General features: G+C 70.9%; 22 protein-coding genes. 12 read left to right on the forward strand and 10 right to left on the reverse strand.

Translation table 11 applies throughout. The annotated features are described in order from the left end of the window. The 4 genes from ACYQ1K_RS25530 to ACYQ1K_RS25545 form a co-directional block, all read right to left on the reverse strand. Positions 1-1,434: DUF11 domain-containing protein (locus ACYQ1K_RS25530; RefSeq protein WP_459986354.1), on the reverse strand; the 1,434-nt coding region annotated here is incomplete at its 3' end. 196 nt (positions 1,435-1,630) lie between these two features. Beyond that, positions 1,631-2,179 carry a nucleoside/nucleotide kinase family protein gene (locus ACYQ1K_RS25535; RefSeq protein ID WP_459986355.1) on the reverse strand — a complete coding sequence of 183 codons (549 nt, stop codon included), beginning with the start codon at positions 2,177-2,179 and terminating at the stop codon, positions 1,631-1,633. Further along, entirely contained in the window at positions 2,163-3,386 is a 1,224-nt protein-coding gene (locus ACYQ1K_RS25540; protein WP_459986357.1) for an amino acid deaminase/aldolase, read from the reverse strand. The genes ACYQ1K_RS25535 and ACYQ1K_RS25540 overlap by 17 nt, the downstream gene beginning before the upstream one ends. Next, the gene (locus ACYQ1K_RS25545; RefSeq protein WP_459986359.1) at positions 3,386-3,811 is read right to left on the reverse strand and encodes a hypothetical protein; all 426 of its coding nucleotides are present in this window, start codon (positions 3,809-3,811) and stop codon (positions 3,386-3,388) included. Before ACYQ1K_RS25545 ends, ACYQ1K_RS25540 begins: the two co-directional genes overlap by 1 nt. Before the next feature lie 52 nt (positions 3,812-3,863). Between ACYQ1K_RS25545 and ACYQ1K_RS25550 the strand changes: the two genes are divergently transcribed. From ACYQ1K_RS25550 to ACYQ1K_RS25580, 7 genes are all read left to right on the forward strand, one after another. Continuing rightward, the gene (locus ACYQ1K_RS25550) at positions 3,864-4,391 is read left to right on the forward strand and encodes an SseB family protein (RefSeq protein WP_459986360.1); all 528 of its coding nucleotides are present in this window, start codon (positions 3,864-3,866) and stop codon (positions 4,389-4,391) included. Between the two features lie 304 nt (positions 4,392-4,695). Then, positions 4,696-5,379, forward strand: a complete 684-nt coding sequence (infC, locus tag ACYQ1K_RS25555) for a translation initiation factor IF-3 (RefSeq protein ID WP_459986392.1) — start codon at positions 4,696-4,698, stop codon at positions 5,377-5,379. Positions 5,380-5,453: 74 nt separating this feature from the next. After that, positions 5,454-5,648 (forward strand): 50S ribosomal protein L35, encoded by a 195-nt coding sequence (gene rpmI, locus ACYQ1K_RS25560; RefSeq protein WP_192680718.1) that lies wholly within the window; start codon positions 5,454-5,456, stop codon positions 5,646-5,648. Between the two features lie 61 nt (positions 5,649-5,709). Further along, positions 5,710-6,093 (forward strand): 50S ribosomal protein L20, encoded by a 384-nt coding sequence (gene rplT / locus ACYQ1K_RS25565; RefSeq protein WP_459986362.1) that lies wholly within the window; start codon positions 5,710-5,712, stop codon positions 6,091-6,093. Beyond that, positions 6,094-6,912 (forward strand): TrmH family RNA methyltransferase, encoded by an 819-nt coding sequence (locus ACYQ1K_RS25570; protein ID WP_459986363.1) that lies wholly within the window; start codon positions 6,094-6,096, stop codon positions 6,910-6,912. Between the two features lie 18 nt (positions 6,913-6,930). Then, a complete protein-coding gene (locus tag ACYQ1K_RS25575) occupies positions 6,931-7,953 on the forward strand; it encodes a sensor histidine kinase (RefSeq protein WP_459986364.1) in 1,023 nt (340 codons plus the stop codon). Beyond that, complete coding sequence (locus tag ACYQ1K_RS25580; protein WP_459986365.1) at positions 7,950-8,324, forward strand: iron chaperone; 375 nt, start codon at positions 7,950-7,952, stop codon at positions 8,322-8,324. Before ACYQ1K_RS25575 ends, ACYQ1K_RS25580 begins: the two co-directional genes overlap by 4 nt. Here ACYQ1K_RS25580 and ACYQ1K_RS25585 read toward each other — a convergent pair. The 5 genes from ACYQ1K_RS25585 to ACYQ1K_RS25605 are packed head-to-tail and all read right to left on the reverse strand — an operon-like array spanning position 8,321 to position 16,382. Further along, a complete protein-coding gene (locus ACYQ1K_RS25585; protein ID WP_459986366.1) occupies positions 8,321-9,505 on the reverse strand; it encodes an MFS transporter in 1,185 nt (394 codons plus the stop codon). The two genes, ACYQ1K_RS25580 and ACYQ1K_RS25585, sit on opposite strands and share 4 nt — an antisense overlap. Further along, the gene (narI, locus tag ACYQ1K_RS25590; protein WP_459986368.1) at positions 9,502-10,257 is read right to left on the reverse strand and encodes a respiratory nitrate reductase subunit gamma; all 756 of its coding nucleotides are present in this window, start codon (positions 10,255-10,257) and stop codon (positions 9,502-9,504) included. The genes ACYQ1K_RS25585 and narI overlap by 4 nt, the downstream gene beginning before the upstream one ends. Next, positions 10,257-10,913, reverse strand: coding sequence for a nitrate reductase molybdenum cofactor assembly chaperone (narJ, locus tag ACYQ1K_RS25595; protein ID WP_459986369.1), 657 nt, complete (start codon positions 10,911-10,913; stop codon positions 10,257-10,259). The genes narI and narJ overlap by 1 nt, the downstream gene beginning before the upstream one ends. Further along, complete coding sequence (gene narH, locus ACYQ1K_RS25600) at positions 10,910-12,616, reverse strand: nitrate reductase subunit beta (RefSeq protein ID WP_459986371.1); 1,707 nt, start codon at positions 12,614-12,616, stop codon at positions 10,910-10,912. Before narH ends, narJ begins: the two co-directional genes overlap by 4 nt. A gap of 16 nt (positions 12,617-12,632) precedes the next feature. Next, positions 12,633-16,382: a nitrate reductase subunit alpha gene (locus tag ACYQ1K_RS25605; protein WP_459986372.1), complete on the reverse strand. Its 3,750-nt coding sequence runs from the start codon at positions 16,380-16,382 to the stop codon at positions 12,633-12,635. An 89-nt stretch (positions 16,383-16,471) separates the two neighbouring features. On the opposite strand from ACYQ1K_RS25605, the gene ACYQ1K_RS25610 reads away from it, so the two are divergent. Genes ACYQ1K_RS25610 through ACYQ1K_RS25620 form a run of 3 tightly spaced genes read left to right on the forward strand, consistent with a single transcriptional unit; the run spans position 16,472 to position 18,576 of the window. Continuing rightward, positions 16,472-16,927, forward strand: coding sequence for an RrF2 family transcriptional regulator (locus ACYQ1K_RS25610; RefSeq protein ID WP_344044500.1), 456 nt, complete (start codon positions 16,472-16,474; stop codon positions 16,925-16,927). 27 nt (positions 16,928-16,954) lie between these two features. After that, the gene (locus ACYQ1K_RS25615) at positions 16,955-18,169 is read left to right on the forward strand and encodes a globin domain-containing protein (protein WP_459986373.1); all 1,215 of its coding nucleotides are present in this window, start codon (positions 16,955-16,957) and stop codon (positions 18,167-18,169) included. Then, the gene (locus ACYQ1K_RS25620; RefSeq protein ID WP_459986374.1) at positions 18,166-18,576 is read left to right on the forward strand and encodes a hypothetical protein; all 411 of its coding nucleotides are present in this window, start codon (positions 18,166-18,168) and stop codon (positions 18,574-18,576) included. The genes ACYQ1K_RS25615 and ACYQ1K_RS25620 overlap by 4 nt, the downstream gene beginning before the upstream one ends. A 30-nt stretch (positions 18,577-18,606) precedes the next feature. On the opposite strand, the gene ACYQ1K_RS25625 is transcribed toward ACYQ1K_RS25620, so the two are convergent. Further along, a complete protein-coding gene (locus tag ACYQ1K_RS25625; RefSeq protein ID WP_459986375.1) occupies positions 18,607-18,831 on the reverse strand; it encodes a cupin domain-containing protein in 225 nt (74 codons plus the stop codon). Between the two features lie 233 nt (positions 18,832-19,064). Here ACYQ1K_RS25625 and pheS point away from each other — a divergent pair, with 233 nt between their 5' ends. Together pheS and pheT are read left to right on the forward strand one after the other, a co-directional pair. Continuing rightward, positions 19,065-20,162: a phenylalanine--tRNA ligase subunit alpha gene (gene pheS, locus ACYQ1K_RS25630; RefSeq protein ID WP_459986376.1), complete on the forward strand. Its 1,098-nt coding sequence runs from the start codon at positions 19,065-19,067 to the stop codon at positions 20,160-20,162. Further along, a complete protein-coding gene (pheT, locus tag ACYQ1K_RS25635; RefSeq protein WP_459986377.1) occupies positions 20,159-22,657 on the forward strand; it encodes a phenylalanine--tRNA ligase subunit beta in 2,499 nt (832 codons plus the stop codon). The genes pheS and pheT overlap by 4 nt, the downstream gene beginning before the upstream one ends. The last annotated feature ends 33 nt before the right edge of the window (positions 22,658-22,690 follow it).

Here is a 22,690-nt window from a genome sequence, read left to right on the forward strand (position 1 = left end):
CAGGGTCGGCACGACGACGCTGGTCGTCGATGTCGCGGAGTTGTTGCTCGGGTTGGCGTCGTTGCTCGCGCTGGTGACGGTCGCCGTGTTGGTCAGCGTCCCCGTGGCGGTCGGCGTGACGACGACGGTGACGTGGGCGGTGCCCGACAGGCCGATCGTGCCCAGGTTGCAGCTCAGCGTCGTGGTGCCGGTGCACGAGCCCTGGTCGGGGGTCGCCGAGACGAGGGTGACGCCGGCCGGCAGCGCATCCGAGACGACGACGCCCGTGGCCTCCTCGGGGCCGTTGTTGGTGATGGTCATCTGATAGGTCAGGTTGGCGCCGACGGTGACCGGGTCGGGGCTGTCGGTCTGGGTGATGGACAGGTCGCCCGTCGTCGTGACGAAGCCGAACATGAACGTCGCCGGCTGACCCGACAGCACGCCCGCGGTCCCTGCGTCGTGGCAGGTGGCGATGGTCGACCCGCCGCAGCTGGACTCGCCGAGGGAGTAGACCTGCGCGCCGGCGGAGGTGAGGGCGGCCTTCGCCTCGGTCTCGCCGGGGGCGGCTCCGTAGTAGATCCGGAACGTCTTGGTGGCGCCGATGGCGAGCGCGCCGAAGCCGAAGTCGTAGAGCGCGCCGTGGTCAGCGGCCGAGACCACGGTGGGGTAGACGCCGCCCGAGCCGAGGTCGGCGTACTGGCAGCCACCGGTGTAGGCGGTGCCGCACACCGTCTCGGAGTCGATGTAGGTGTGCCCGGCGAGCGGGTTGGAGGAGGCGAACCCGTCATCGGAGTTGAAGAGCAGCTGGGGCGAGGTCCCGGACGCCGTCACCCACTCGGAGAAGGCGGTGGGCTCGACGTCCCAGTCCATCGCACGCCGATAGCGCAGGTCGGTGACCGCCTGTGTGCCGGTGTTCTTGATCGTCACCGTGTCCTGGAACAGGTTGGCCGTCACCGGTGAGGGGGCATAGTCCTGGGTGACCTGGAGCTCGTACCCCGCGATCGTCGGGTCGGCGATCTGGGTGACCGCGATCGCCTCGTGGTCGCTGGGTGCGGTGAACGAGACGGCGGTCACGTTGCCGTCCCCCGCGGACTGGTTCGCATAGCCGGTCAACCCGCTCCCAGCATCCGCGACGCCCCAGCCCTCACACGGACAGCCGGGAGAGATCGCGTCGAGGTTGAGCGGCTGGTAGCGGATGCCGACTGTCGACTCGCCCTCCTCAGCGGAGGGGTCGGGGCAGCCGCTCGCCTCGAAGGCGCTGCAGTTGTAGTTCAGGTCGCCGAGCTTGCCGACGCCGAGTTGGACGGTGCCGTTGGAGATGACGGCCCCGTTCGCCGACGCGGCTTGCGCGACGTTCGGCATCGTGACGAGAGCCAGCATCGGGACGACGAGCAGAGTGGCGGTCAGGAGCGCGGTGCGGCGGAAGCCAAGGCGCATCCGAGTGGAACGAGTCATCGCAACACCTATTCAGTCCGAGGGAGCGCCTCGAGACCGCAGGCGCTGGGAGCCGAGAGTCGTCCCACTCTGGTGCGGCGCGGCCGGGAGGCGGCCTCCCGCGATCGGCGACTTACCCGATTCTGGGTTGGACGCCTCCCCTCGCCTGGGGATGCCCAGTCACGGGTGGTGCCTGAGGTGGTGCTTCGCCGATCCTTCAGGTCGTGATCGTGAGGTCGGCGTGCTCGCGCGTGCGGTCACGGTCGAAGAGAGCGGCCTCGTCGCGTGCCCACTGGTCCCAGAAGGGTGCGAAGTCGTCGCCGTCGCGCTCGATGCCGCGGCGACGTCGGAGGTCGAGCGGCGCGTCCATCCAGACCAGCGTGGTCACCCAGCGTGCGACGTACGGCGACCAGGAGCCGACCCCCTCGAGCACCAGGACCCCGCCCGGCGCGACCTCGCGCGTCTCCGCCCAGCCGCTGGCGTGCCAGTCCCAGCGTCGCCACGTGCCCGGCAGGCCGCGGGAGAGGGGCGCCAGGACGTCTCGGACGGTCGCGGCCAGTGCGGGCAGGCCGCTCCAGCCCGCGAGCAGCTCGTCGGTGCGCACCACGGTCGCATCCGGGACGAGGTCGGCCAGCGCCTGCGCGAGCGTCGACTTGCCGGCCCCGGTCGGGCCGTCGACGCAGATGAGCCGGCCCGGACCGAGCGTCGGCGCACGCCCGAAGGTCAGGTCGGCGACGGCGCGGGCGTGATCAGAAGGCGAGCCCATGCCCGCGGTACGTCGGCACGTGCTCGACCAGCTCGTCTCCGGCCAGCAGGTGGGCGGTGTTCGTGTGCTCGAAGAGCTCCCCGGACTTGGCGTGGCGGAACCACACCAGATCCCCGATCGACAGCATTGCGGCCGCCGGGCCGACAAGCGGCGTCTGCACCTCGCCGGCACCCTCCAGGGCGGTCAGCGCCAGGCCGGCCGGAGCCCAGGGGATGGGCAGCCGGTCGGGGCCGGCGGGTCCGGAGGCGACCATGCCGCCGCCATGCACCGTCACCGTCCGATCGTCAGGGCGGCGCGTGACGGGCAGCCCGACGTACGCCGCCGGCCGTGGCTCGAACGACCGGTAGTGGTCGAAGAGCCCCGGCACCAGGAGGCCGGAGCCGGCGGTGAGCTCGGTGACCACCGGGTCGGACGCAGAGGTCTCCAACGATCCGGAGCCACCGGCGTTCCAGAACTCCAGGTCGGCCACACGGGCGAGGGCCTCGCTGACCCTCGCGCGGCGCTCGGTGAGCTGCGCGACCGACATCGCCTTGAGGCGACCGGCGACCGCCGAGCGTGCGCGCTGACCCGGCACCTGGTCGGGCACACCTGCCACCTGGCCCTCGTAGGTCATCACGCCGACCAGAGTGAAGCCCGGGCGCCGGACGCTCCGGGCGAGCGCCTCGGCCGCCGGCGCCGAGACGATGGGGGAGCGGCGCGGACCGATCCGCGTCACCCGCAGGTCGAGGCCAGCGTCGACGTCGATGGCGATGCGGACCGGCACGGCCTTGGAGGTCCGCACGGAGTCGACGATGTCGAGGTGGTCGACGGAGTCCACCATGAGGGTGATCCGCGCTGCCGCGAGTGGCGACGCGACCAGTCGGGCCAGAGCCGCACGGTCGAGGGTCGGGTAGGCCACGACGATGTCGTCGCTGATGCCGTGCTCCTCGAGCCACAGGGCCTCGGCCAGGGTGAACGCCAGGACGCCGGCGAAGCCGGGATGCTCGAGCGCACGCGCGATGAGGGCCGGGACGCGCAGCGACTTGGAGGCGACGCGGATCGGCGTCCCTCCGGCTCGGCGCGCGAGGTCGTCGGCGTTGGCGTCGAAGGCGTCGAGATCGACGACCATGACCGGGGTGGCGAGGGGCTCACCGGTCCGCGACTCGGCGCTCGAGACCGCGCGAGTCAGGCGCGACCACAGCTGGTTGCGCGCGAGGGCCTGGGCCATCAGCTGATGCCGCGCCGCTTCAGGAGCGCCTCGATCTCGGCGAGCTCCGGGTCGGCTCCGGGCAGGGCGCCCGTGCCGCCGGACTGCACGGCCTTCTTCTGGCGCGGCTCGCGGACCTGGCGACCTTCACGGCCCGGCAGCCGTGCGGCGACCACGAACAGCACCACGGAGAGCCCGGCCAGGATCAGGCCGAACCAGACCGCGGGATTCCAGATGAAAGCCGCCGCCCAGCTCGAGATCGCCGATCCGATCTGGCTGAGCATCTTGAGGGTGTGGGTGAAGTAGGCCGCGGGGAGCAGCAGCGTCGCCGCGGCCCACCGGAGTCCCGAGCGCAGCCCGCGGCGGCGGTAGGCGAGCCAGGCGCCGATGCCGCCGAGGACCGTGAAGGTGAGCGTGAAGGCGCCCCAGGTCACCGATTCGAGCATGCGTCCATCCTCCCACCCGACGCACGCCTCGGGGCGAGTGGAGAATGGCGGGATGAGACAGGAGCGGCGACGCGAGATCCTGGCCCCGGCCTACCCCGACGACACGGGCGCCGCCGACCGGCGTCTCGCGGCGGCGCTGGCGGCCTTCGCCGGCCGCGAGACGACGTACGCCGACGCCCTCGCCGTGCTGGCCGAGAGCCGCCTGCTGGTGCCGGTCGTCGCCGTGCTCGGCGAGGTCGACGCCTCCGGCGCCGACAAGACGGCCGACATGGCGACCGTGCTGCTGACCGGCGCCGACGGCCGCCAGGCGTTGCTGGCCTTCACCAGCCTGGAGACGATGGCGGCCTGGCAGGCCGACGCCCGCCCGGTCGCCGTACGGGCCGCGGACGCGGCGAAAGCCGCGCTCCAGCAGGAGGTGGCTGCACTGGTCGTCGACGTCGCGGGTCCCCTCACCTTCGTGGTCGAGGGCGAGGACCTGTACGGTCTGGGGGCCGGCTGGACGCTCGCGCGCGTCGGCGACGGCTCCGCGTGGATCCGCCCGGCGGCGAGCGAACCCGGGATTACTCCCGGACGGGAATGATCGGGTAGCCTCTCCTGTTGACCGATGTGGCAGCGACACATGTCGCCACCACATCTTCAAGCGGAAGGCAGCCACTGCCCTCCCACCCGCACCGACCGCAGCACCACCAAGATCCACTCCCAGGTCGTCGGGTCCGGTCGCCGGAGCTTTCCGGTCACGGCGTGAGCCGTGCTCTGAGAGCGCCGGTAGGCACCCACGGCAGGTGGGGTGCGCTGACTGGCTTCCGCTTGAGCGAGCGGGAGCCTTTTCGCATTTCCCGGGGTCCTCCGCTCAGAGTCATCGCCACCTAGTCACTGGAGGACACATCAGCACCGAGCTTCGTATCAACGACCGGATCCGGGTACCCGAGGTCCGCCTCGTTGGTCCCAATGGAGAGACCGTCGGCATCGTGCCGACGGCCGACGCGCTGCGCCTCGCCCAGGAGGCGGACCTCGATCTCGTCGAGATCGCCCCGCAGGGCAAGCCGCCGGTCTGCAAGCTCATGGACTACGGGAAGTTCAAGTACGAGAACGCCCAGAAGGCCCGTGAGGCCCGCCGGAACCAGACGAACGTGATCATCAAGGAGATGAAGCTTCGTCCCAAGATCGACTCGCACGACTACGAGACCAAGAAGGGTCACGTCGTGCGGTTCCTCAAGGCCGGCGACAAGGTCAAGATCACGATCATGTTCCGTGGTCGCGAACAGCACCGTCCCGAGCTGGGCTTCCGCCTGCTGCAGAAGCTCGCCGAGGACGTGGCCGAGCTCGGCTTCGTGGAGTCCGCTCCGAAGCAGGACGGCCGCAACATGGTGATGGTCCTGGGCCCGAACAAGAAGAAGGCCGACGCCAAGGTCGACCAGCAGGCAGCCAAGGAGTCCAGGGCTGCCGAGCGCGAGGCCGAGGAGGCCGCCGAGCGGGCCGAGCGGGCCGCGGCCGCCGCTGCGGGACCCGTCGCCGCGAAGAAGGAGCGTCGCCGCTCCGAGAACCTCGACCCCGAGATCGACGCCTGAGACCGACGTCATCGCTGGTCGAGCTCGTCGAGACCGCGGGTGAGACCACCGACAGCAAGAAGAAAGAGACGAACATGCCGAAGAACAAGAGCCACTCCGGTGCCGGCAAGCGCTTCCGCGTGACCGGCTCCGGCAAGATCCTTCGCGAGAAGGCCGGCAAGCGCCACAACCTCGAGAAGAAGCCCTCCAAGGTCACCCGTCGGATGACCGGCACTGTCGAGGTTGCCAAGAACGACGTCCCCCGCGCCAAGAAGCTTCTCGGCCGCTGACCTTCCCCCGGGATAGCCGTTCTGCCGGCACCCACTGATCTTTCGCACTAAGGAGTTCCACATGGCACGCGTGAAGCGCGCAGTCAACGCGGCGAAGAAGCGTCGCGTCACCCTCGAGCGGGCGAGCGGCTACCGCGGTCAGCGCTCGCGTCTGTACCGCAAGGCCAAGGAGCAGGTCACCCACTCCCTCGTCTACGCGTACAACGACCGTCGCAAGAACAAGGGCAACTTCCGTCGCCTCTGGATCCAGCGCATCAATGCCGCCGCGCGCGCCGAGGGCCTGACCTACAACCGCTTCATCCAGGGTCTCAACCTGGCCGGCATCGAGGTCGACCGCAAGATCCTCGCCGAGCTCGCGGTCAACGACGTCGCCGCCTTCAACGCGCTCGTGGCGCAGGCCAAGGCCGCCCTCCCCGAGGACGTCAACGCCCCGGCCACTGCCTGAGTGACTCCTTTGAACGCGTCCAACGCGCGTCTGAAGGAGCTGCGGAAGCTGAGCCGCCGCTCGGAGCGATCCGAGCGGCGGCTTTTCCTTGCCGACGGCCCCAAGGCCGTCGAGGGCGCGCTCGGCGTGCCCGGATGCGTCGTCGAGGTCCTCGCGACGCCGCACGCCGCCGAGCAGTACGCCGCCCTGCTCGCCCCTGCCCCCCAGATCACTCTCGTCGACGACCGGGCGATGGCCGGCCTCTCCGACTCGGTCACCCCCGCTGGCCTCGTCGCGGTCTGCCGCTTTCTCGAGGGTCTGGCCGGTGGTGGTGCCGCCGGTCGAGGAGGGCTCGCGAGGGACGAGCGAGGCCGTATCGAGACTCGGCTCGTGGCGATCTGTGCCGACGTACGTGACCCTGGCAATGCCGGCACCGTCATCCGCTGTGCTGACGCCGCCGGCGCCGACGAGGTCGTCCTCGCGGGTGACTCCGTCGACCTCTACAACCCCAAGACGATCCGGGCCTCGGTCGGCTCGGTGTTCCATCTGCCGATCACCGTGCAGCGCGACGCGGCTGCGGCGGTCTCGACCGCGAAGGCCGCCGGGCTGACCGTCCTCGCCGCCGACCTGGACGGCGATGACCTCTTCGGCGCCGACGAGCTGTTGCGCCGTCCGACGGCATGGCTCTTCGGCAACGAGGCGTGGGGCATCCCAGCCGAGCTGCGGGCGCTGGCCGATCACGTCGTGAGCATCCCGATCTACGGGGCAGCAGAGAGCCTCAACCTCTCGACGGCCGCCGCGGTGTGTCTCTACGCCAGCGCACGCGCCCAGCGCCACTAGCCCGGTAGGTTGGCGCGCATGGCTCTCGACCCCCTCGACGCCCTGCCCGACGGGGTCGTGCTCGCCGGTGCTGACGGCACCGTCACCCTCACCAACGCCGAGGCACGCCGGATGCTCGGTCTCGAGGGCGTCGACGGCGAGCCGCTCAAGGATGTCCTGCGACTGCTCGACACGGACGGTCGCGCGTGGGTCGAGGTCAATGAGCCGTACGTCGGCCTCGTGACCCGCACCGGCATCCCCGAGCAGTCGTGGCTGCTGCCGGACGGCACCGAGGTGCTCACCAACGCTCGTCTCCACCGTGACCGCGACGGCGGCCCGGTGACCGGCGTCGCCATCACCTTGCGCAGCGGACGCGGCCGCGCGCGGCTCGACCGCGAGCGCTCCGACCTGGTCGCCACGGTCGCCCACGAGCTGCGCAGCCCGCTGACCGGCGTGAAGGGCTTCGTGCAGGCGCTCCTGAACCGGTGGGACAAGCTCAACGACGAGCAGAAGAAGCTCATGCTCACGACCGTGAGCGTCGACTCCGACCGGCTCAGCAGGCTCATCGCGGAGCTGCTCGACGTGGCCAGGCTCGACACTGGACGCCTGCAGCTCCACCCCCGTCCGAGTGATCCCGGCGTCCTCACCGAGCGCGTCGTCGGCTCGGTGCAGCAGACCACGAGCCGGCCGGTCGAGCTCAAGATCGCCGACGGGCTCCCCGACATCACCGTCGATCCGGACAAGTTCGTCCAGGTCGTCACCAACCTCGTCGAGAACGCGGTGCGTCACGGTGAGGGCACGGTCAGCGTGCAGGTCAGTGCCGACTCGGAGGTCGTGACCGTGACCGTCGAGGACGAAGGCGAGGGGATCCCTGCCGAGCTGCGCAAGCGGGTGTTCACCAAGTTCTGGAAGGGCGGCAAGAGCGCGGGCTCCGGCCTCGGCCTCTACCTCGTCGGCGGCCTCGTCCGGGCCCACGGCGGGACGGTGACCGTCGGGGATGCGGCCAGCGGCGGTGCGCGCATCGAGACGACCTGGCCCCACGACGAGGGGGCCTTCGCGTGACGTCGGTCGAGCCTGGGGCGATCGAGGACTACCTGGCCGAGGTCGAGCCGGCGAAGCGCGCGCTGATCGAGACCTACTACGCCCGAGTGGTGGAGCTCGTCCCGGAGGCCGTGGTCGGGCGCAGCTATGCGATGCCGGCGTACCTCTATCGCGGCAAGGGCCTGGTCAGCGTGATGGCGACGAAGGCCGGGCTGTCGGTCATCCCCTTCAGTGCCTCCGTGGCGCACCAGCTCCCCGGCGTGGACACCTCCGAGAAGGCGGGCTCGATCCACGTCGACCTCGCTGACCCGCTGCCCGTCGACGTCTTCGAGCAGGTGGTCCGGCTGCGCCGTGCCGAGATCGACGCGTCGTCGGCGGGCGGGCGACGCTAGGCCGGTCGCTCGACGACGCGGCGTCGCATGCCGACGATCGTGTAGAGCAGCGCACAGACCGCGACCACGCAGAGCAGGAGCAACCCGATCGTGTATCGGTGGGCCGCCTCGTCGTACGTCGCACCCATCACGAGCGGTGGGAAGAAGCCGCCCAGACCGCCGGCGGCTCCGACGATCCCCGTGACCGAGCCGACGCGCGCGGCCGGCGCGAGCTCGGCCACCCAGGCGAAGACGCCACCCGTGCCCAGGCCGAGGAAGGCCGCCATGAGCACGAACGACATGCCGGCGGACGCCTCGAGCGGGGGCACGAAGGCGAGGTCGACCGCCATCACGGCCGCACCGCCGAACGAGATGCCCGCGATCACGCGTGGTCCGACCCGGTCGGCGAGCGTCCCGCCGATCGGCCGGCAGATGACGGCGGCGACGGCGAAACCTGCCGTTCGTGTCCCCGCGTCGGTGAGACCGAAGCCGTAGACGTCTTTCAGGTAGGTCGGGAGGTACGTCGAGAAGGCGACGAAGCCGCCGAAGCAGACCGCGTAGAGGAACGCCATCTGCCAGGTGACGGGCAGCTTCGCCGCCGCTGCCAGCTTGGGCACGGCGGGTTCGGTGTTGGGCGTCCACCGCGGCGAGTCGCGCAGCCAGAGCCAGACGATTCCGGCGGTCACGACCAGGGCGACGGCGATGATCACGTGGGTGGCCGTGTACCCGAACCAGTTCACGAAGCGCGGGGTGAAGAAGGCCGACAGGGCGGTGCCGCCCATCCCCGCCCCGAAGACACCGGTCGCGAAGCCGCGCCGCGACGGGTCGAACCAGGCGTTGACGAAGGGGATGCCCACGGCGAACGTCGTCCCCGCGACGCCCAGGAAGAACCCGAAGAGAAGGAGCAGACCGTAGGAGGCGTGGTTGCCGGCGAAGGCGACGAGGAGCACGAAGGGCGCCGCGAGCACGAGAAGCACCGGGAACATGCGCCTCCCGCCGAAGCGGTCGGTGAGCACGCCGGCGACGATGCGCCCGACCGAGCCGACCAGGACGGGGACCGCGACGAGGACGGACTTCTGGGTGGCCGACAGGCCGAGCTGCTCGGTGTAGCGGACGCCGAGCGGGGCGATCATGTTCCACGCCCAGAAGCTGATCGCGAACGCCCAGGTGGCGAGCGCCAGGTTCTTCATCTGACCGGTCATCGGGTCACTCCTCGGTCGCGGTCCGCCGTGCCGACGGGAGACCAGCCGGGTCGCGCGGCGCGGGCTCCGCGTGATCCCACGTCGCGGCTGCGGTAGACGATGTAGGGACGGAACAGGTAGTGCAGCGGCGCCGTGAAGGCGTGCACGAGCCGGGTGAACGGCCAGATCGCGAAGAGCAGCATGCCGACCAGGGCGTGCACGTGGAACTGGATCGGCGCGGCCGCCATCGCGTCGATGTCGGGCTGCAGCCGGAAGAGCGAGCGGAACCAGGGGGAGACGGTCTCGCGGTAGTCGGCCGCGTCGTGACCGGCCGCGACGGCCACCACCGTCGTCCACAGTCCCAGGACGAGGGCGCCGACCAGGACGACGTACATCACCTTGTCGTTGGTCGTTGTCGCCATGAAGACGGGGCCGGTCGTGCGACGCCTGTAGATCAGGATCCCGATCCCGACGAGTGTGCAGGTGCCCGCGATGATCCCCCAGAAGAGCGCGTTGCCGTGGTACATCCCCTCGCTGACGCCGAAGGCCTCGGTCCACGACTTCGGCACCAGCAGACCGACCACGTGGCCCGCGATGACGACGAGCAGGCCGAAGTGGAAGAGCGGGGATCCGATCCGCAGCAGCCGGGACTCGTAGAGCTGGGACGAGCGGGTCGTCCAGCCGAACTTGTCGTACCGGTAGCGCCACACGGTGCCGAGGACGAGGATCGCGATGACAAGGTAGGGCAGCACGCCCCAGAGTGCGACGTCCATCAGCCCCCCACCGTTCCGGGCCGGCTCGTCGGGAAGCCCAGCAGCACCGGGACGCCGCCGTCCGGACCGATGCCGACGGTCTCCGTCGGGGGGACGGCTCGTCCGAGCGCCGTCGCCTCGGCGCGGTCCTTCGGCGATCGGCCGGGCAGGGTCGCGCAGACCGCTGTCAGCACGTCGGCGTACGGCGAGCCGCGCTCGGTCAGCGCGATCCGGATCAGCTCGAGGCTCGGCCGGTGCTCCTGCAGCAGCGCGCGCCCACCGGCCGGGTCGGCGAGTGCCGCGTACTCCAGCACCATCGGCAGGTGGTCGGGGAGGTCCCCGTGGGTGTCGACCAGCCACCCGCTGGAGCGGTAACGCTGCTTGATGCCCGCGATCGTCTCGCCACGCCGTCGGGTGTCGCCGTCCGTCCAGTAGGACAGGTAGAGGGTCTGGTGCCGGTCGAGGTCGAACGTGGCGACGTACGCCGTCCGCAGCTCCTCGCCCGCGGCGCGCGCGAGGTGCTCGACGAACCGGCTGAGCAGCCGGACCGGTTCGCTGCGGCGCTGCTCGGCGAGTGCGTCACGCAGCAACGGGAGCCGGTCCAGCAGTCGATCGTCCGGGTATCCGAGGCACCAGGCGGCGACCTGGTGCACCACGCGCCAGTCGGTCCGGCTCATCGGTCCGGCCCTCCGTCCGGATCCGCGTCGGCCTCGCCCGGTCTGCCGGCGGCCCGATCGGGGAAGAGGCCACTCGGACGACCGTTCCCGTCCCAGTTGAGCAGGTTGACGCGGCCGCGCAGCGACTCGTCCGAGGCGGGCTGATCGGTCGTCTGGCGCTCGCGCAGTGCGTGGAACGTCTCGACGGCGACCGGCACCGCGCGCCCGCTCGCCTCGCCCAGCGGGCCGGCGCCGTACATCCCCGGGCCCTCGTCGTAGTCGAGCGAGCAGCCGATCTCCTCGAGCGCGTGCGCGTCCTCGACGTGGGCCTTCGGGATGACGTAGCGCTGCTCGTACTTCGCGATGCCCATCAGGCGGTACATCTCGTACATGGACTCCTCGGTCATCCCGACCGCAGCGGGGATGGAGGCGTCCGGCTCACGGCCGAGGCTGATGTCGCGCATGTAGGCGCGCATCGCAGCCAGTCGCTTCAGCACCCGGTCGACGACGGCCGTGTCGCCGGCGGTGAAGAGCTCGGCGAGGTACTCCACCGGGATGCGCAGCGCATCGATCGCGCCGAACAGGCTGCCGGCGGCCTCTGCGTCGTGGCCCTGCTCCCGGAGGAGGTCGACGACAGGGGACAGCGGTGGCACGTACCAGACCATCGGCATGGTGCGGTACTCCGGATGCAGGGGCAGAGCCACGCGGTAGCGCTTCGCGAGGGCGTAGACCGGGGACCGTCGCGCGGCGTCCAGCCAGTCCGCCGGAATGCCCTGGGCCTGAGCAGCGCGGACGACCTCGGGGTCGTCGGGGTCGAGCATCAGGTCGAGCTGGGCCTCGTAGAGGTCCTTCTCGTCAGCGACGGAGGCGGCCGCGGTGACCGCGTCGGCGTCATAGAGGAAGAGGCCCAGGTAGCGCAGCCTGCCGACGCAGGTCTCCGAGCAGACGGTCGGCAGCCCGACCTCGACCCGCGGGTAGCAGAGCGTGCACTTCTCCGCCTTGCCGCTCTTGTGGTTGAAGTAGATCTTCTTGTACGGGCAGCCGGTGATGCACTGGCGCCAGCCGCGGCAGCGGTCCTGGTCCACCAGCACGATGCCGTCCTCGGCGCGCTTGTAGATCGCGCCGGACGGGCAGGACGCCATGCAGGACGGGTTGAGGCAGTGCTCGCAGATGCGTGGCAGGTAGAACATGAACGTCTGCTCGAACTCGAACCGGATCCTGTCCTCGGACTCGCGCCGGACCTTCGCGACGATCGGGTCGAGGTGGCCGAGCTCGCTGGCGCCGCCCAGGTTGTCGTCCCAGTTGGCCGACCAGGTCACCTTCGTGTCCTCGCCGGTGATCAGCGACTTCGGTCGGGCGACGGGGAAGTCGTCGCCGAGCGGCGCGTTCACGAGCGTCGCGTAGTCGTAGGTCCAGGGCTCGTAGTAGTCGGACAGCTCCGGCTGCACCGGCGAGGAGAAGATCGTGAGCAGCTTCTTGAGCCGGCCACCGGCTCGGAGCCGGAGCCGGCCGTTCCCGTCGACGGTCCAGCCTCCGCGCCACCGCTTCTGGTCCTCGTACTGCCGCGGATATCCCTGGCCGGGACGGGTCTCCACGTTGTTGAACCAGACGTACTCCGTGCCGGCCCTGTTGGTCCACGCCTGCTTGCAGGTCACCGAGCACGTGTGGCACCCGATGCACTTGTCGAGGTTCATCACCATGCCCATCTGGGCCATCACGCGCATGTTCGTGCTCCGCGCATCAGTAACGCACCTCCTGGCTCCGTCTCCTGACCGTGGCGACCATGTCGCGCTGGTTGCCGGTCGGGCCGAGGTAGTTGAACGTGTAGGACAGCTGGGCGTAGCCGCCGATCAGGTGGGTCGGCTTCACCAGCAGGCGGGTGACCGAGTTGTGGATGCCGCCCCGGCGACCGGTGGCCTCGGACTTCGGGACGTCGATCGTGCGCTCCTGGGCGTGGTGCACGTAGACCACACCGGCCGGCATGCGGTGGCTGACGACGGCGCGCGCCACGAGTACGCCGTTCGCATTTGTCACCTCGACCCAGTCGTTGTCGGCTGCGCCGATCGAGGTCGCGTCCGCCGGGCTCATCCAGACGGTCGGCCCACCACGCGAGAGGGACAGCATGAACAGGTTGTCCTGGTACTCGGAGTGGATCGACCACTTCGAGTGAGGCGTCAGGTAGCGCACGGTCACGGTCGCCGCCCCGTCGGGACCCAGCCGCGGCTCGTCGAAGAGGCGGTGCATGTCGAGCGGCGGCCGGTAGATCGGCATCGCCTCGCCGAGGTCGGTCATCCAGTCGTGGTCGAGGTAGAAGTGCATCCGGCCGGTCAGCGTGTGGAACGGCTTGAGCCGCTCGATGTTCACCGTGAACGGCGCGTAACGGCGTCCGCCCGTCTCGGAGCCGGACCACTCCGGCGAGGTGATGACCGGGACGGGGGCCGTCTGCGTCTGTCGGAAGGTGATCCGCTTCTCCTCCGAGCCCTCGGCGAGGTCGGCAAGCGGCTTGCCGACGCGCTCCTCGAGCGTCCGGAAGCCCTGGGCGGCGAGCTCGCCGTTCGTCGTCCCCGAGAAGGTGAGGATGGCCTCGGCGAGCTTGGCGTCCGTGTCGATCGCGGGCCTGCCGGCGGCCGGACCGTGGGACATGACGCCGTTGCCCTGGGCGAGCCGGGCCGTCTCGTGCTCGAGCCGAAAGGTGACGTTCTTGACGGTGAAGCCCAGGCTGTCGGCGAGCGGGCCCACGGCCGCGAGCTTGTCGGCGATCGCGGTGTAGTCGCGCTCCACCACGGCGAAGACGGGGGTGTTCCGGCCGGGCACGGCCGCCACACCCTCCTGCCTCCAGTCACGTGCGACGCCGCCGGGCTGTGCGGTCTCGCCGGGGGTGTCGTGCAGGAGCGGCACGCTCACCAGGTCCTTGCGCGTCCCGAGGTGCGTCCTCGACATGTCGGACAGCGCGCGCGCCAGCGAGTGGAAGAGCTCGAAGTCGGTGCGTGCCTCCCACGGCGGATCGATCGCGGGGGAGAAGGCGTGCACGTACGGGTGCATGTCCGTCGAGGAGAGGTCGTGCTTCTCGTACCAGGTGGCGGCGGGGAAGACGACGTCGGAGAGAAGCGTCGTCGAGGTCATCCTGAAGTCGGCCGAGACGAGCAGGTCGAGCTTGCCCTCCGGTGCCTCGTCGTGCCAGCGGACGCTCTCGGGTCGCGGCGCCGCGGGGTTCTCACCGCCCGCGCCGTCGTGACCGAGCACGTTGTGGTGGGTGCCGAGCAGGTGCCGGAGGAAGTACTCGTCGCCCTTCGCCGAGGAGCCGAAGAGGTTGGAGCGCCACAGGATCAGGGTCCGTGGCCAGGCCTCGGGTGCGTCGACGTCGTCGATCGCGGCGCGCAGCCGGCCCTCCTTCAGCGCTCGGACGACGTACGACGGAGCGTCCGGCGCCTCGCCGGCCTCGACGGCGGCCGCCGCCTGGTCGGCGACGTCCAGCGGGTTGGCGTCGAACTGCGGGTAGAACGGCATCCATCCCATCCGGGCCGACGCCGCGATCGTGTCGGCGGTGTGACCGCGAACGTGCCCGCGCGCCAGCGGCGAGGCCAGTGAGGCCGTGCTGTAGCCGTCGTTGCGCCACTGGTCGGTGTGCATGTACCAGAACGACGTGCCCGTCATCGTCCTCGGTGGGCGGCTCCAGTCCAGGCCGTTGGCCAGCGAGATCCACCCCGTGATGGGTCGGCACTTCTCCTGGCCGACGTAGTGGGCCCAACCGCCGCCGTTGCGGCCCATGGCGCCGGTGAGCATCAGCAGCGCGAGGACGGCCCGGTAGGTCGCGTCGCCGTGGAACCACTGACAGATGCCGGCGCCCATGATGATCATCGAGCGGCCTCCCGACTCCTCCGAGTTGGTGGCGAGCTCGCGGGCGACGCGGATGCAGGCCTGCGCCGGCACCGAGGTGATCTCCTCCTGCCAGGCCGGTGTGTACGGCGTGGAGGCGTCGTCGTAGCCGGAGGCCCACGCGCCCGGCAGGCCCGGTCGACCGACGCCGTACTGCGCCAGCAACAGGTCGAAGACCGTCGTGACGAGATGGCCGCCGATCCGTCGCGCCGGGACGCCGCGGCGCAGCACCGAGCCGCTGCCGTCGGGGTCGACGAAGGCCGGGAGCACGACCTCGACCGCCTCGCTGGTCGGGCCGGTCGGGCTGGTCGAGCCGGTCGAGCCGTCGTCGAGGAGGCTGAGCAGCGGCGTGACTCCCTCGAGGTCGAGGTTCCAGCGGCCCACCCCGGAGTCGGCATAGCGGAAGCCCATCGACCCGTTGGGCACAACGGGGCGACCGCTCGCCTCGTCGATGAGGACCGTCTTCCACTGGTCCTCGTCGGCGCCGTGGCCCACCGGGTCGAGATCGGCGGCCGTCAGGAACTTGCCGGCGACGTAGGAGCCAGGGTGGTCGGGGTGCTCGTCGAGCCGGACCAGGTGCGGCAGGTCGGTGTACGTGCGCACGTACTCGGCGAAGAACCGCGTGACGCGGTCGACCAGGAACTCGCGCAGGATCACGTGCCCCATCGCCATCGCCAGCGCAGCGTCGGTCCCGGCGGCCGCCGGCAGCCACTCGTCGGCGAACTTGGTGTTGTCGGCGTAGTCCGGGCTGACCGTCACGACCTTGGTGCCCCGGTAGCGCACCTCCGTCATCCAGTGCGCGTCGGGCGTGCGGGTCACCGGCACGTTCGAGCCCCACATGACCAGATAGCTCGCGTCCCACCAGTCTCCGGACTCGGGGACGTCGGTCTGGTCGCCGAAGACTTGCGGGCTGGCGACCGGCAGGTCGGCGTACCAGTCGTAGAACGACGTCATCACGCCGCCGATGAGCTGCGTGTATCGGGTGCCGACGCAGTGCGACACCATCGACATGGCAGGGATCGGCGAGAAGCCGATGTTGCGGTCGGGCCCGTGCGTCCTGATGGTGTGCACCTGGGCCGCGGCGACCATCTCGACGGCCTCCGACCAGCTGACCCGGACGAGGCCGCCCTTGCCGCGGGCCTGCTGGTAGCGCCGGCGTCGCACGGGATCGGCCTGGAGGTCCGCCCAGGCCAGCACGGGATCGCCCAGCCGCTTCTTGGCATCGCGGTACATCTCGACCAGCACGCCCCGTGCGTAGGGGTAGCGCACCCGGGTGGGGGAGTAGGTGTACCAGGAGAACGCCGCGCCACGCGGACATCCGCGGGGCTCGTACTCCGGTCGGTCGGGGCCGACCGACGGGTAGTCGGTCGCCTGCGTCTCCCACGTGATGATGCCGTCCTTGACGTAGACGTTCCACGAGCACGACCCCGTGCAGTTCACGCCATGGGTGGAGCGAACGACCTTGTCGTGGCTCCAGCGGTCCCGGTAGAAGACATCGCCCGCACGGCCGCCCTTGCGGAACACCGCGCGCCCGTCGTCGGTCTCGTCCCAGCGGGAGAAGAACCTGCCGGCGCGCAGGAGTAGATCGCTCGCGGCGCCGTCCAGTCCGGCCATGGATCACTATCAGCACATCCGGCACTGGGGTGACAAGGGTCATACGCCGTAAGTCGCATCTCAAATGCGAATTTCTCTAGCATGGGGTCATGCAGCTGACCGGGTTCACCGATCTGGCCCTCCGCATCCTGATGCGACTCGCCGTGCTGGGGGAGGACGGGACCGCGACGACCGGCGCGCTCGCCGAACAGCTCAACGTCAGCTACGCGCACGCGACGAAGGTCGTGACGGCGCTGAGCGGGCTCGGTGTCGTCGATGCCCGCCGTGGACGCAACGGCGGCCTGCGGCTGGCCGAGGACGCCGGGGCGATCTCGATCGGGTCGGTGGTCCGTCGGCTCGAAGGCGGTCCGGAGCAAGGCCGCGAGGTCGTCGAGTGCGAGGGCGCCAACCCGTGCCCGCTCCGCGCCGGCTGCCGCCTGCGCGGAGCGCTCCGGGTCGCGCAGGAGGCGTTCTTCGCCGCGCTCGACCCGCTCACGGTCGCCGACGTCTCGGCCGCGCCGACCCAGTCGCTGCTGCTCAGTCTCGGTCCTCGTCCGCAGGACTGATCCCCCATGATGAAGGAGTCATCGCCCATGCTGTCCGCAACCTCGCGCCAGGTCGTCCGTGCCACCCTGCCGGTCATCGGAGCGGCCATCGGGGACATCACGCCGGTCTTCTACCGACGCATGTTCGCGGCGCACCCCGAGCTCGAGCGCGACCTGTTCAACCGTGGCAACCAGGCGCAGGGCGACCAGCAGCGCGCCCTCGCCGGCGCCATCGCGGCGTACGCCACCCTGCTCGTCGCCGAGGACGGTCCCGATCCGCGGGCCGTGCTGGCGCGCATCGCGCACAAGCACGCCTCGCTCGGCGTCCGCGAGGACCAGTACCCGATCGTGCACGAGCACCTGTTCGCGGCCATCGTCGAGGTGCTCGGCGAGGCGGTCACGCCGGAGGTCGCGTCCGCCTGGGACGAGGTCTACTGGCACATGGCCCACGCGCTCGTCGACATCGAGAAGGGCCTGTACGCCGAGGCGGGGGTCGCCCCCGGTGACGTCTGGCGCACCCTCGTCGTACGCCGGCGCATCCACGAGTCGCGCGACACGGTCGCGTTCACCCTCGAGGCCCCCGACGGCGGCCCGCTGCCCGCCGCCCGTCCCGGCCAGTACGTCTCGGTCGCCGTGCGCCTACCGGATGGTGCCCGCCAGATCCGGCAGTACAGCCTGACCCGGGCCCCTGGGCAGAGCGCCTGGGGCATCTCGGTCAAGGCTGTCCCGGCGCAGCGTGACGCGGACGCCATCGTCCCGGCGGGTGAGGTCTCGAACTTCCTGCACGACAACGTCTTCGAGGGCGACATGCTTGAGGTGTCGACGCCCTTCGGTGAGCTGGAGCTGACCGAAGGAGGCTCGCCCCTGGTGCTGGTCTCCGCCGGCATCGGCATCACGCCGATGATCGGCTTCCTGCACCACCTGCGTCGGACGTCGTCGCGACGCGAGGTGGTCGTCCTGCACGCCGACCGCTCGCCGAGCCGCCATGCGCACCGGGCCGAGCTCGCCGAGCTGGTCGACTCGCTCCCCGGTGCCTCGCTGCACCGCTGGTACGAGGACCTGGGCGTGCGTTCCGCCGGCGACACGCTCTACCGCGGGCGCATCGACCTCGACGGCTTCGAGCTCCCGGCGGACGCTGACGTCTACCTGTGCGGTCCGCTCCCGTTCATGGCGGGGGTCAAGTCGGCGTTGCTCGCCCGTGGGGTCGCCGAGGACCGGATCCACTACGAGGTCTTCGGTCCCGACCGCGAGCTGTCGGCATGACCGAGGTCGCCACCGCCGTCACCTGGCTCTGGCTGGGCATGGTGCTGGCGATCTCGTTCCTCGAGGCGCCGCTGAAATTCCGGGCGCCCGGCGTGGACCTGCGCGTCGGGCTCGCGATCGGGCGGTTGGTCTTCCGCGCGCTCAACACCGTCGAGGCGGTCCTGGCGCTCGTCCTCGTCGCAACCCTCCTCGCCGGTGACCCCTCGCGGGTCGCCGGCATGGCCGGCGGTGTCGCGGTCGTCGTCCTGCTGGCGCAGCTGGTCGGCGTACGGCCAGCGCTCACGCGTCGGTCCGACGCCGTCCTCGCCGGCGAGGACGGTCCGCGGTCGCACGCCCACCTCTGGTACGTCGGACTCGAGGTCGTCAAGGTCGCCGCGCTGATCGTCGCCGGGGTCGCGCTCCTCTGACCGCGGAGCTGACCCGGCGCGGGGCGGAGGTCAGGCCCGCGTGGCGACCGTCAGCAGGACGACGGCGTCGGTCTCGGCCTCGAGACCGTGGCGCTCGGCCGGGAGGATGAGGTAGTCGCCGGCCGAGCCCGTCCACGCGTCGGCCTCCGTCGTCACCCGCACCTGTCCGACCAGCACCTGGAGGCTCGCCTCACCGGGCGACTCGTGCTCCTGCATCCGAGCGCCGGCCGTGAGCGCGATCAGCGTCTGCCGCATATCGTGCTCGCGGCCGCCGTGGATCGTCAGCGCCGAACGGCCGTGGGGCGACGTCCGCGCGGTGGCCAGCTGCTGCTCGCCCGAGTCTGGGCAGGGACCAGGTGTTCATGCCGACCAGCTCCTCAGATGGCTCTGCGATCCGCCGTGGTCCGACGATATCCGGAACCGGTTCGTCTGCGTGCTGCCGCTCTTCCTAGACTTGGCCCGCACGACACCTGCTGGGAAAGGCACACATGTCCGGCCCGAACACCGACTACGACCCTGTGGAGGTCACCCCTTTGAAGGCCGAAGAGGTGGAGGCCGCCCGCGACGCCGCTCTGGCGGCCATCGCCGGAGCCCAGGACCTCGACCAGCTCAAGCAGGTGCGCCTCGAGCACGCCGGCGACCGGTCGCCGCTCTCGCTGGCCAACCGCGAGATCGGCGCCCTGCCGCCGCAGGCCCGCAAGGAGGCCGGCCAGCGCATCGGTCAGGCCCGCGGCGCGGTCAACAAGGCACTCGCCGAGCGTCAGGCGGTCCTCGAGGCCGAGCACGAGGCCCGGATCCTGGTCGAGGAAGCCGTCGACGTCACCCTTCCGACCGACCGCCACCCGGCCGGTGCGCGCCACCCGCTCACCACCGGTGCCGAGCTGATCGCCGACATCTTCGTCGCGATGGGCTGGGAGGTCGCCGAGGGTCCCGTCATCGAGGCGGAGTGGCTCAACTTCGACGCGCTCAACCTGGGTCCGGACCACCCTGCCCGGACGATGCAGGACACGTTCTGGACCGACCCGGCCGACGACCACCTCGTCCTGCGCACCCACACCTCCCCGGTGCAGGCGCGCACGATGCTGACGAGGACCCCTCCGATCTACGTCGTGTGCCCGGGCCGCGTCTTCCGCACCGATGAGTACGACGCCACCCACAGCCCGATGTTCCACCAGGTCGAGGGTTTGGCGATCGACGAGGGCATCACGATGGGTCACCTCAAGGGCACCCTGGACCACTTCGCGAGCTCGATGTTCGGCGAGGGCATCACGACGCGTTTCCGGCCGTCGTACTTCCCCTTCACCGAGCCGTCCGCCGAGGTCGACCTCGTCTGCTTCGTGTGCCGAGGGGTCGACTCCGAGAGCTGCCGGACCTGCCGCGGCGAGGGATGGATCGAGTGGGGCGGCTGCGGGATCGTCAACCCGCGGGTCCTGCGTGCCTGCGGGGTGGACAGCGAGCGCTACACCGGCTTCGCCTTCGGCATGGGCATCGACCGGACGCTCATGTTCCGGCACGGCCTGGAGGACCTGCGGACGCTCTTCGAGGGCGATGTCCGCTTCACCACGGCGTTTGGGAGTGAACTGTGAAGGCCCCCGTCTCCTGGATCAAGGAGTACGTCGACCTGCCGGCCGACCTCACCACCGAGGCGCTCACCGACCGGCTCACCATGCTCGGTCTCAAGCTCGAGGGCATCGAGACCGCCGGGGCGGGGATCGAGGGACCGCTCGTGGTCGGCCGCGTGCTCACCATGGAGCCGGAGCCGCAGAAGAACGGCAAGACGATCAACTGGTGCACCGTCGACGTGGGTGAGGCGAACGGCACCGGCGAGCCGCAAGGCATCGTCTGTGGGGCGCACAACTTCAAGCCCGGCGACAAGGTCGTCGTGATCCTGCCCGGTGGTGTGCTTCCCGGGGGCTTCCAGATCTCGGCACGCAAGACCTACGGGCACGTCTCCGCGGGCATGATCTGCTCGGCTCGCGAGCTGGGCCTGGGCGACGACCACGACGGCATCATCGTGCTCCCGGAGGATGCGCCCGAGCCGGGCACCGACGCCCGTGCCGTGCTGGGCCTCGGCGAGGAGGTCATCGAGTTCGAGATCAACCCCGACCGCGCCTACGCGCTCTCGCTGCGCGGCATCGCGCGCGAGGCCTCGCTGGGCTTCGCCGGTGTGCAGGGTCCGCTGCCCTACCGCGACCCGGCCCTGCGCGAGACGCCCGCGCCGAACGACGAGGGCTACCCCGTCGTGGTCGACGACCCTGTCGGGTGCCCCGTCTTCGTCGCCCGCACGGTGACCGGCTTCGACGCCGACGCGCCGACCCCCGAGTGGATGTCGCGCCGGCTCGAGCAGGCGGGGATGCGTCCGATCTCGCTGGCGGTCGACATCACCAACTACGTCATGCTGGAGACGGGCCGGCCGATCCATGGCTATGACCGCGACAAGCTGCGGGGCACCATCCGCGTCCGGCGGGCGGTCGCGGGGGAGCGGATGACCACGCTCGACGCCAACCAGCGCACACTCGACCCCGAGGACCTCGTCGTCACCGACGACTCCGGCATCATCGGGCTCGGTGGTGTCATGGGTGGCGAGACCATCGAGATGTCCGAGACCACGACGAACGTGCTCGTCGAGGCCGCGCACTGGGACGCGGTGTCGATGTTCCGCACCGGCAAGCGCCACAAGATCAGCTCGGAGGCCGGCAAGCGCAACGAGCGCGGGGTCGACCCGACCATCTGCGAGGCTGCGGCAGACCGCGTCGTCGAGCTCCTCGTCGAGCTCGGCGGCGGGTCGGCCGATCCGGGCGTGACCGTCGTCGGCACCCCACCGCGACAGGCGCCGATCCAGATCGACGCCGACCTGCCGGCACGGATCAGCGGCATCGAGATCGCGGCAGCGACGACGGTCGCACACCTGGAGGCGGTCGGCTGCGAGGTCGTCGTCGACGGCGACCGGGTGACCGCGACACCGCCGCCGTGGCGCCCCGACATCACCGACCCCTACGACCTGGTCGAGGAGGTCGTCCGCATCGTGGGCTACGACCTGGTGCCGAGTGTCCTGCCCCGCCGGGCCACGGGACGTGGCCTGACCCGCGAGCAGCGGCTGCGCCGCCGTGTGGGTCGGGTGCTGGCCGGGGCCGGCGCCGTCGAGGTGATCAGCTTCCCGTTCGTGGGCGAGGCCTCCTTCGACGCCCTCGGCCTCCCGGCCGACGACGCGCGTCGCACCACGGTGCGGCTCGCCAACCCGCTCTCGGCCGAGGCGCCGTCCTACACCACGACCGTGCTGCCGGGTCTGCTCGAGGCGGCCGGGCGCAACCTCGGCCGCGGTGCTCCCGGGGTCGCGCTCTTCGAGACCCAGATCGTGGCGCGGCCGGCCGGCAACGGCCCTGCGCCGATCTTCGGCGTCGACGGGCCGCCCAGTCCGGAGGAGCTCGAGACACTGCTCGCCGCGATCCCGCTCCAATGGACCGAGCTGGGCGTGGTCCTGGCCGGCGAGCATGACCGCGGCGGCTGGTGGGGTCCGGCCCGCGCCGCCGGCTGGGCCGACGCGGTCGCGATCGTGCGCCGGGTCGCCGCGGAGCTGGGAGTCGAGGTGGCCGTGGAGTCCGCGGCGCTCATGCCGTGGCACCCCGGTCGCTGCGCGAAGGTGACCGTGGGCGAGGCGACCATCGGCTTCGCCGGCGAGCTCCACCCGACGGTGTGTCGCGCGTTCGGCCTGCCGGAGCGCAGTGCGGCCGCGGTCGTCGACCTCGACACGCTGATGTCGTTGGCGCCCGAGGTCGTGCAGGGGCCTGAGTTCTCGACGTTCCCCGTGGCGAAGGAGGACGTCGCACTGGTGGTCGACGAGTCCGTCCCGGCGGCCGCCGTCGAGCAGGCGCTGCGCGAGGGTGCCGGCCCGCTGCTGGAGTCCGTGCGCCTCTTCGACGTCTACGCAGGGGAGCAGATCGGCGAGGGCAAGAAGTCGCTGGCCTTCGCGCTGCGCCTCCGCGCGCCCGACCGCACGCTCGTGGAGGGGGAGGCGGGCGCCGCCCGCGATGCGGCCGTCGCCAGGGCTGCCGAGCTGACGGGGGCCGCCCAGAGGGTGTGACGGGCCGGCCGCAGGTCGCGCGGTCGACGGGGC

The sequence above is a fragment of the Nocardioides sp. AN3 genome, from assembly GCF_054653495.1.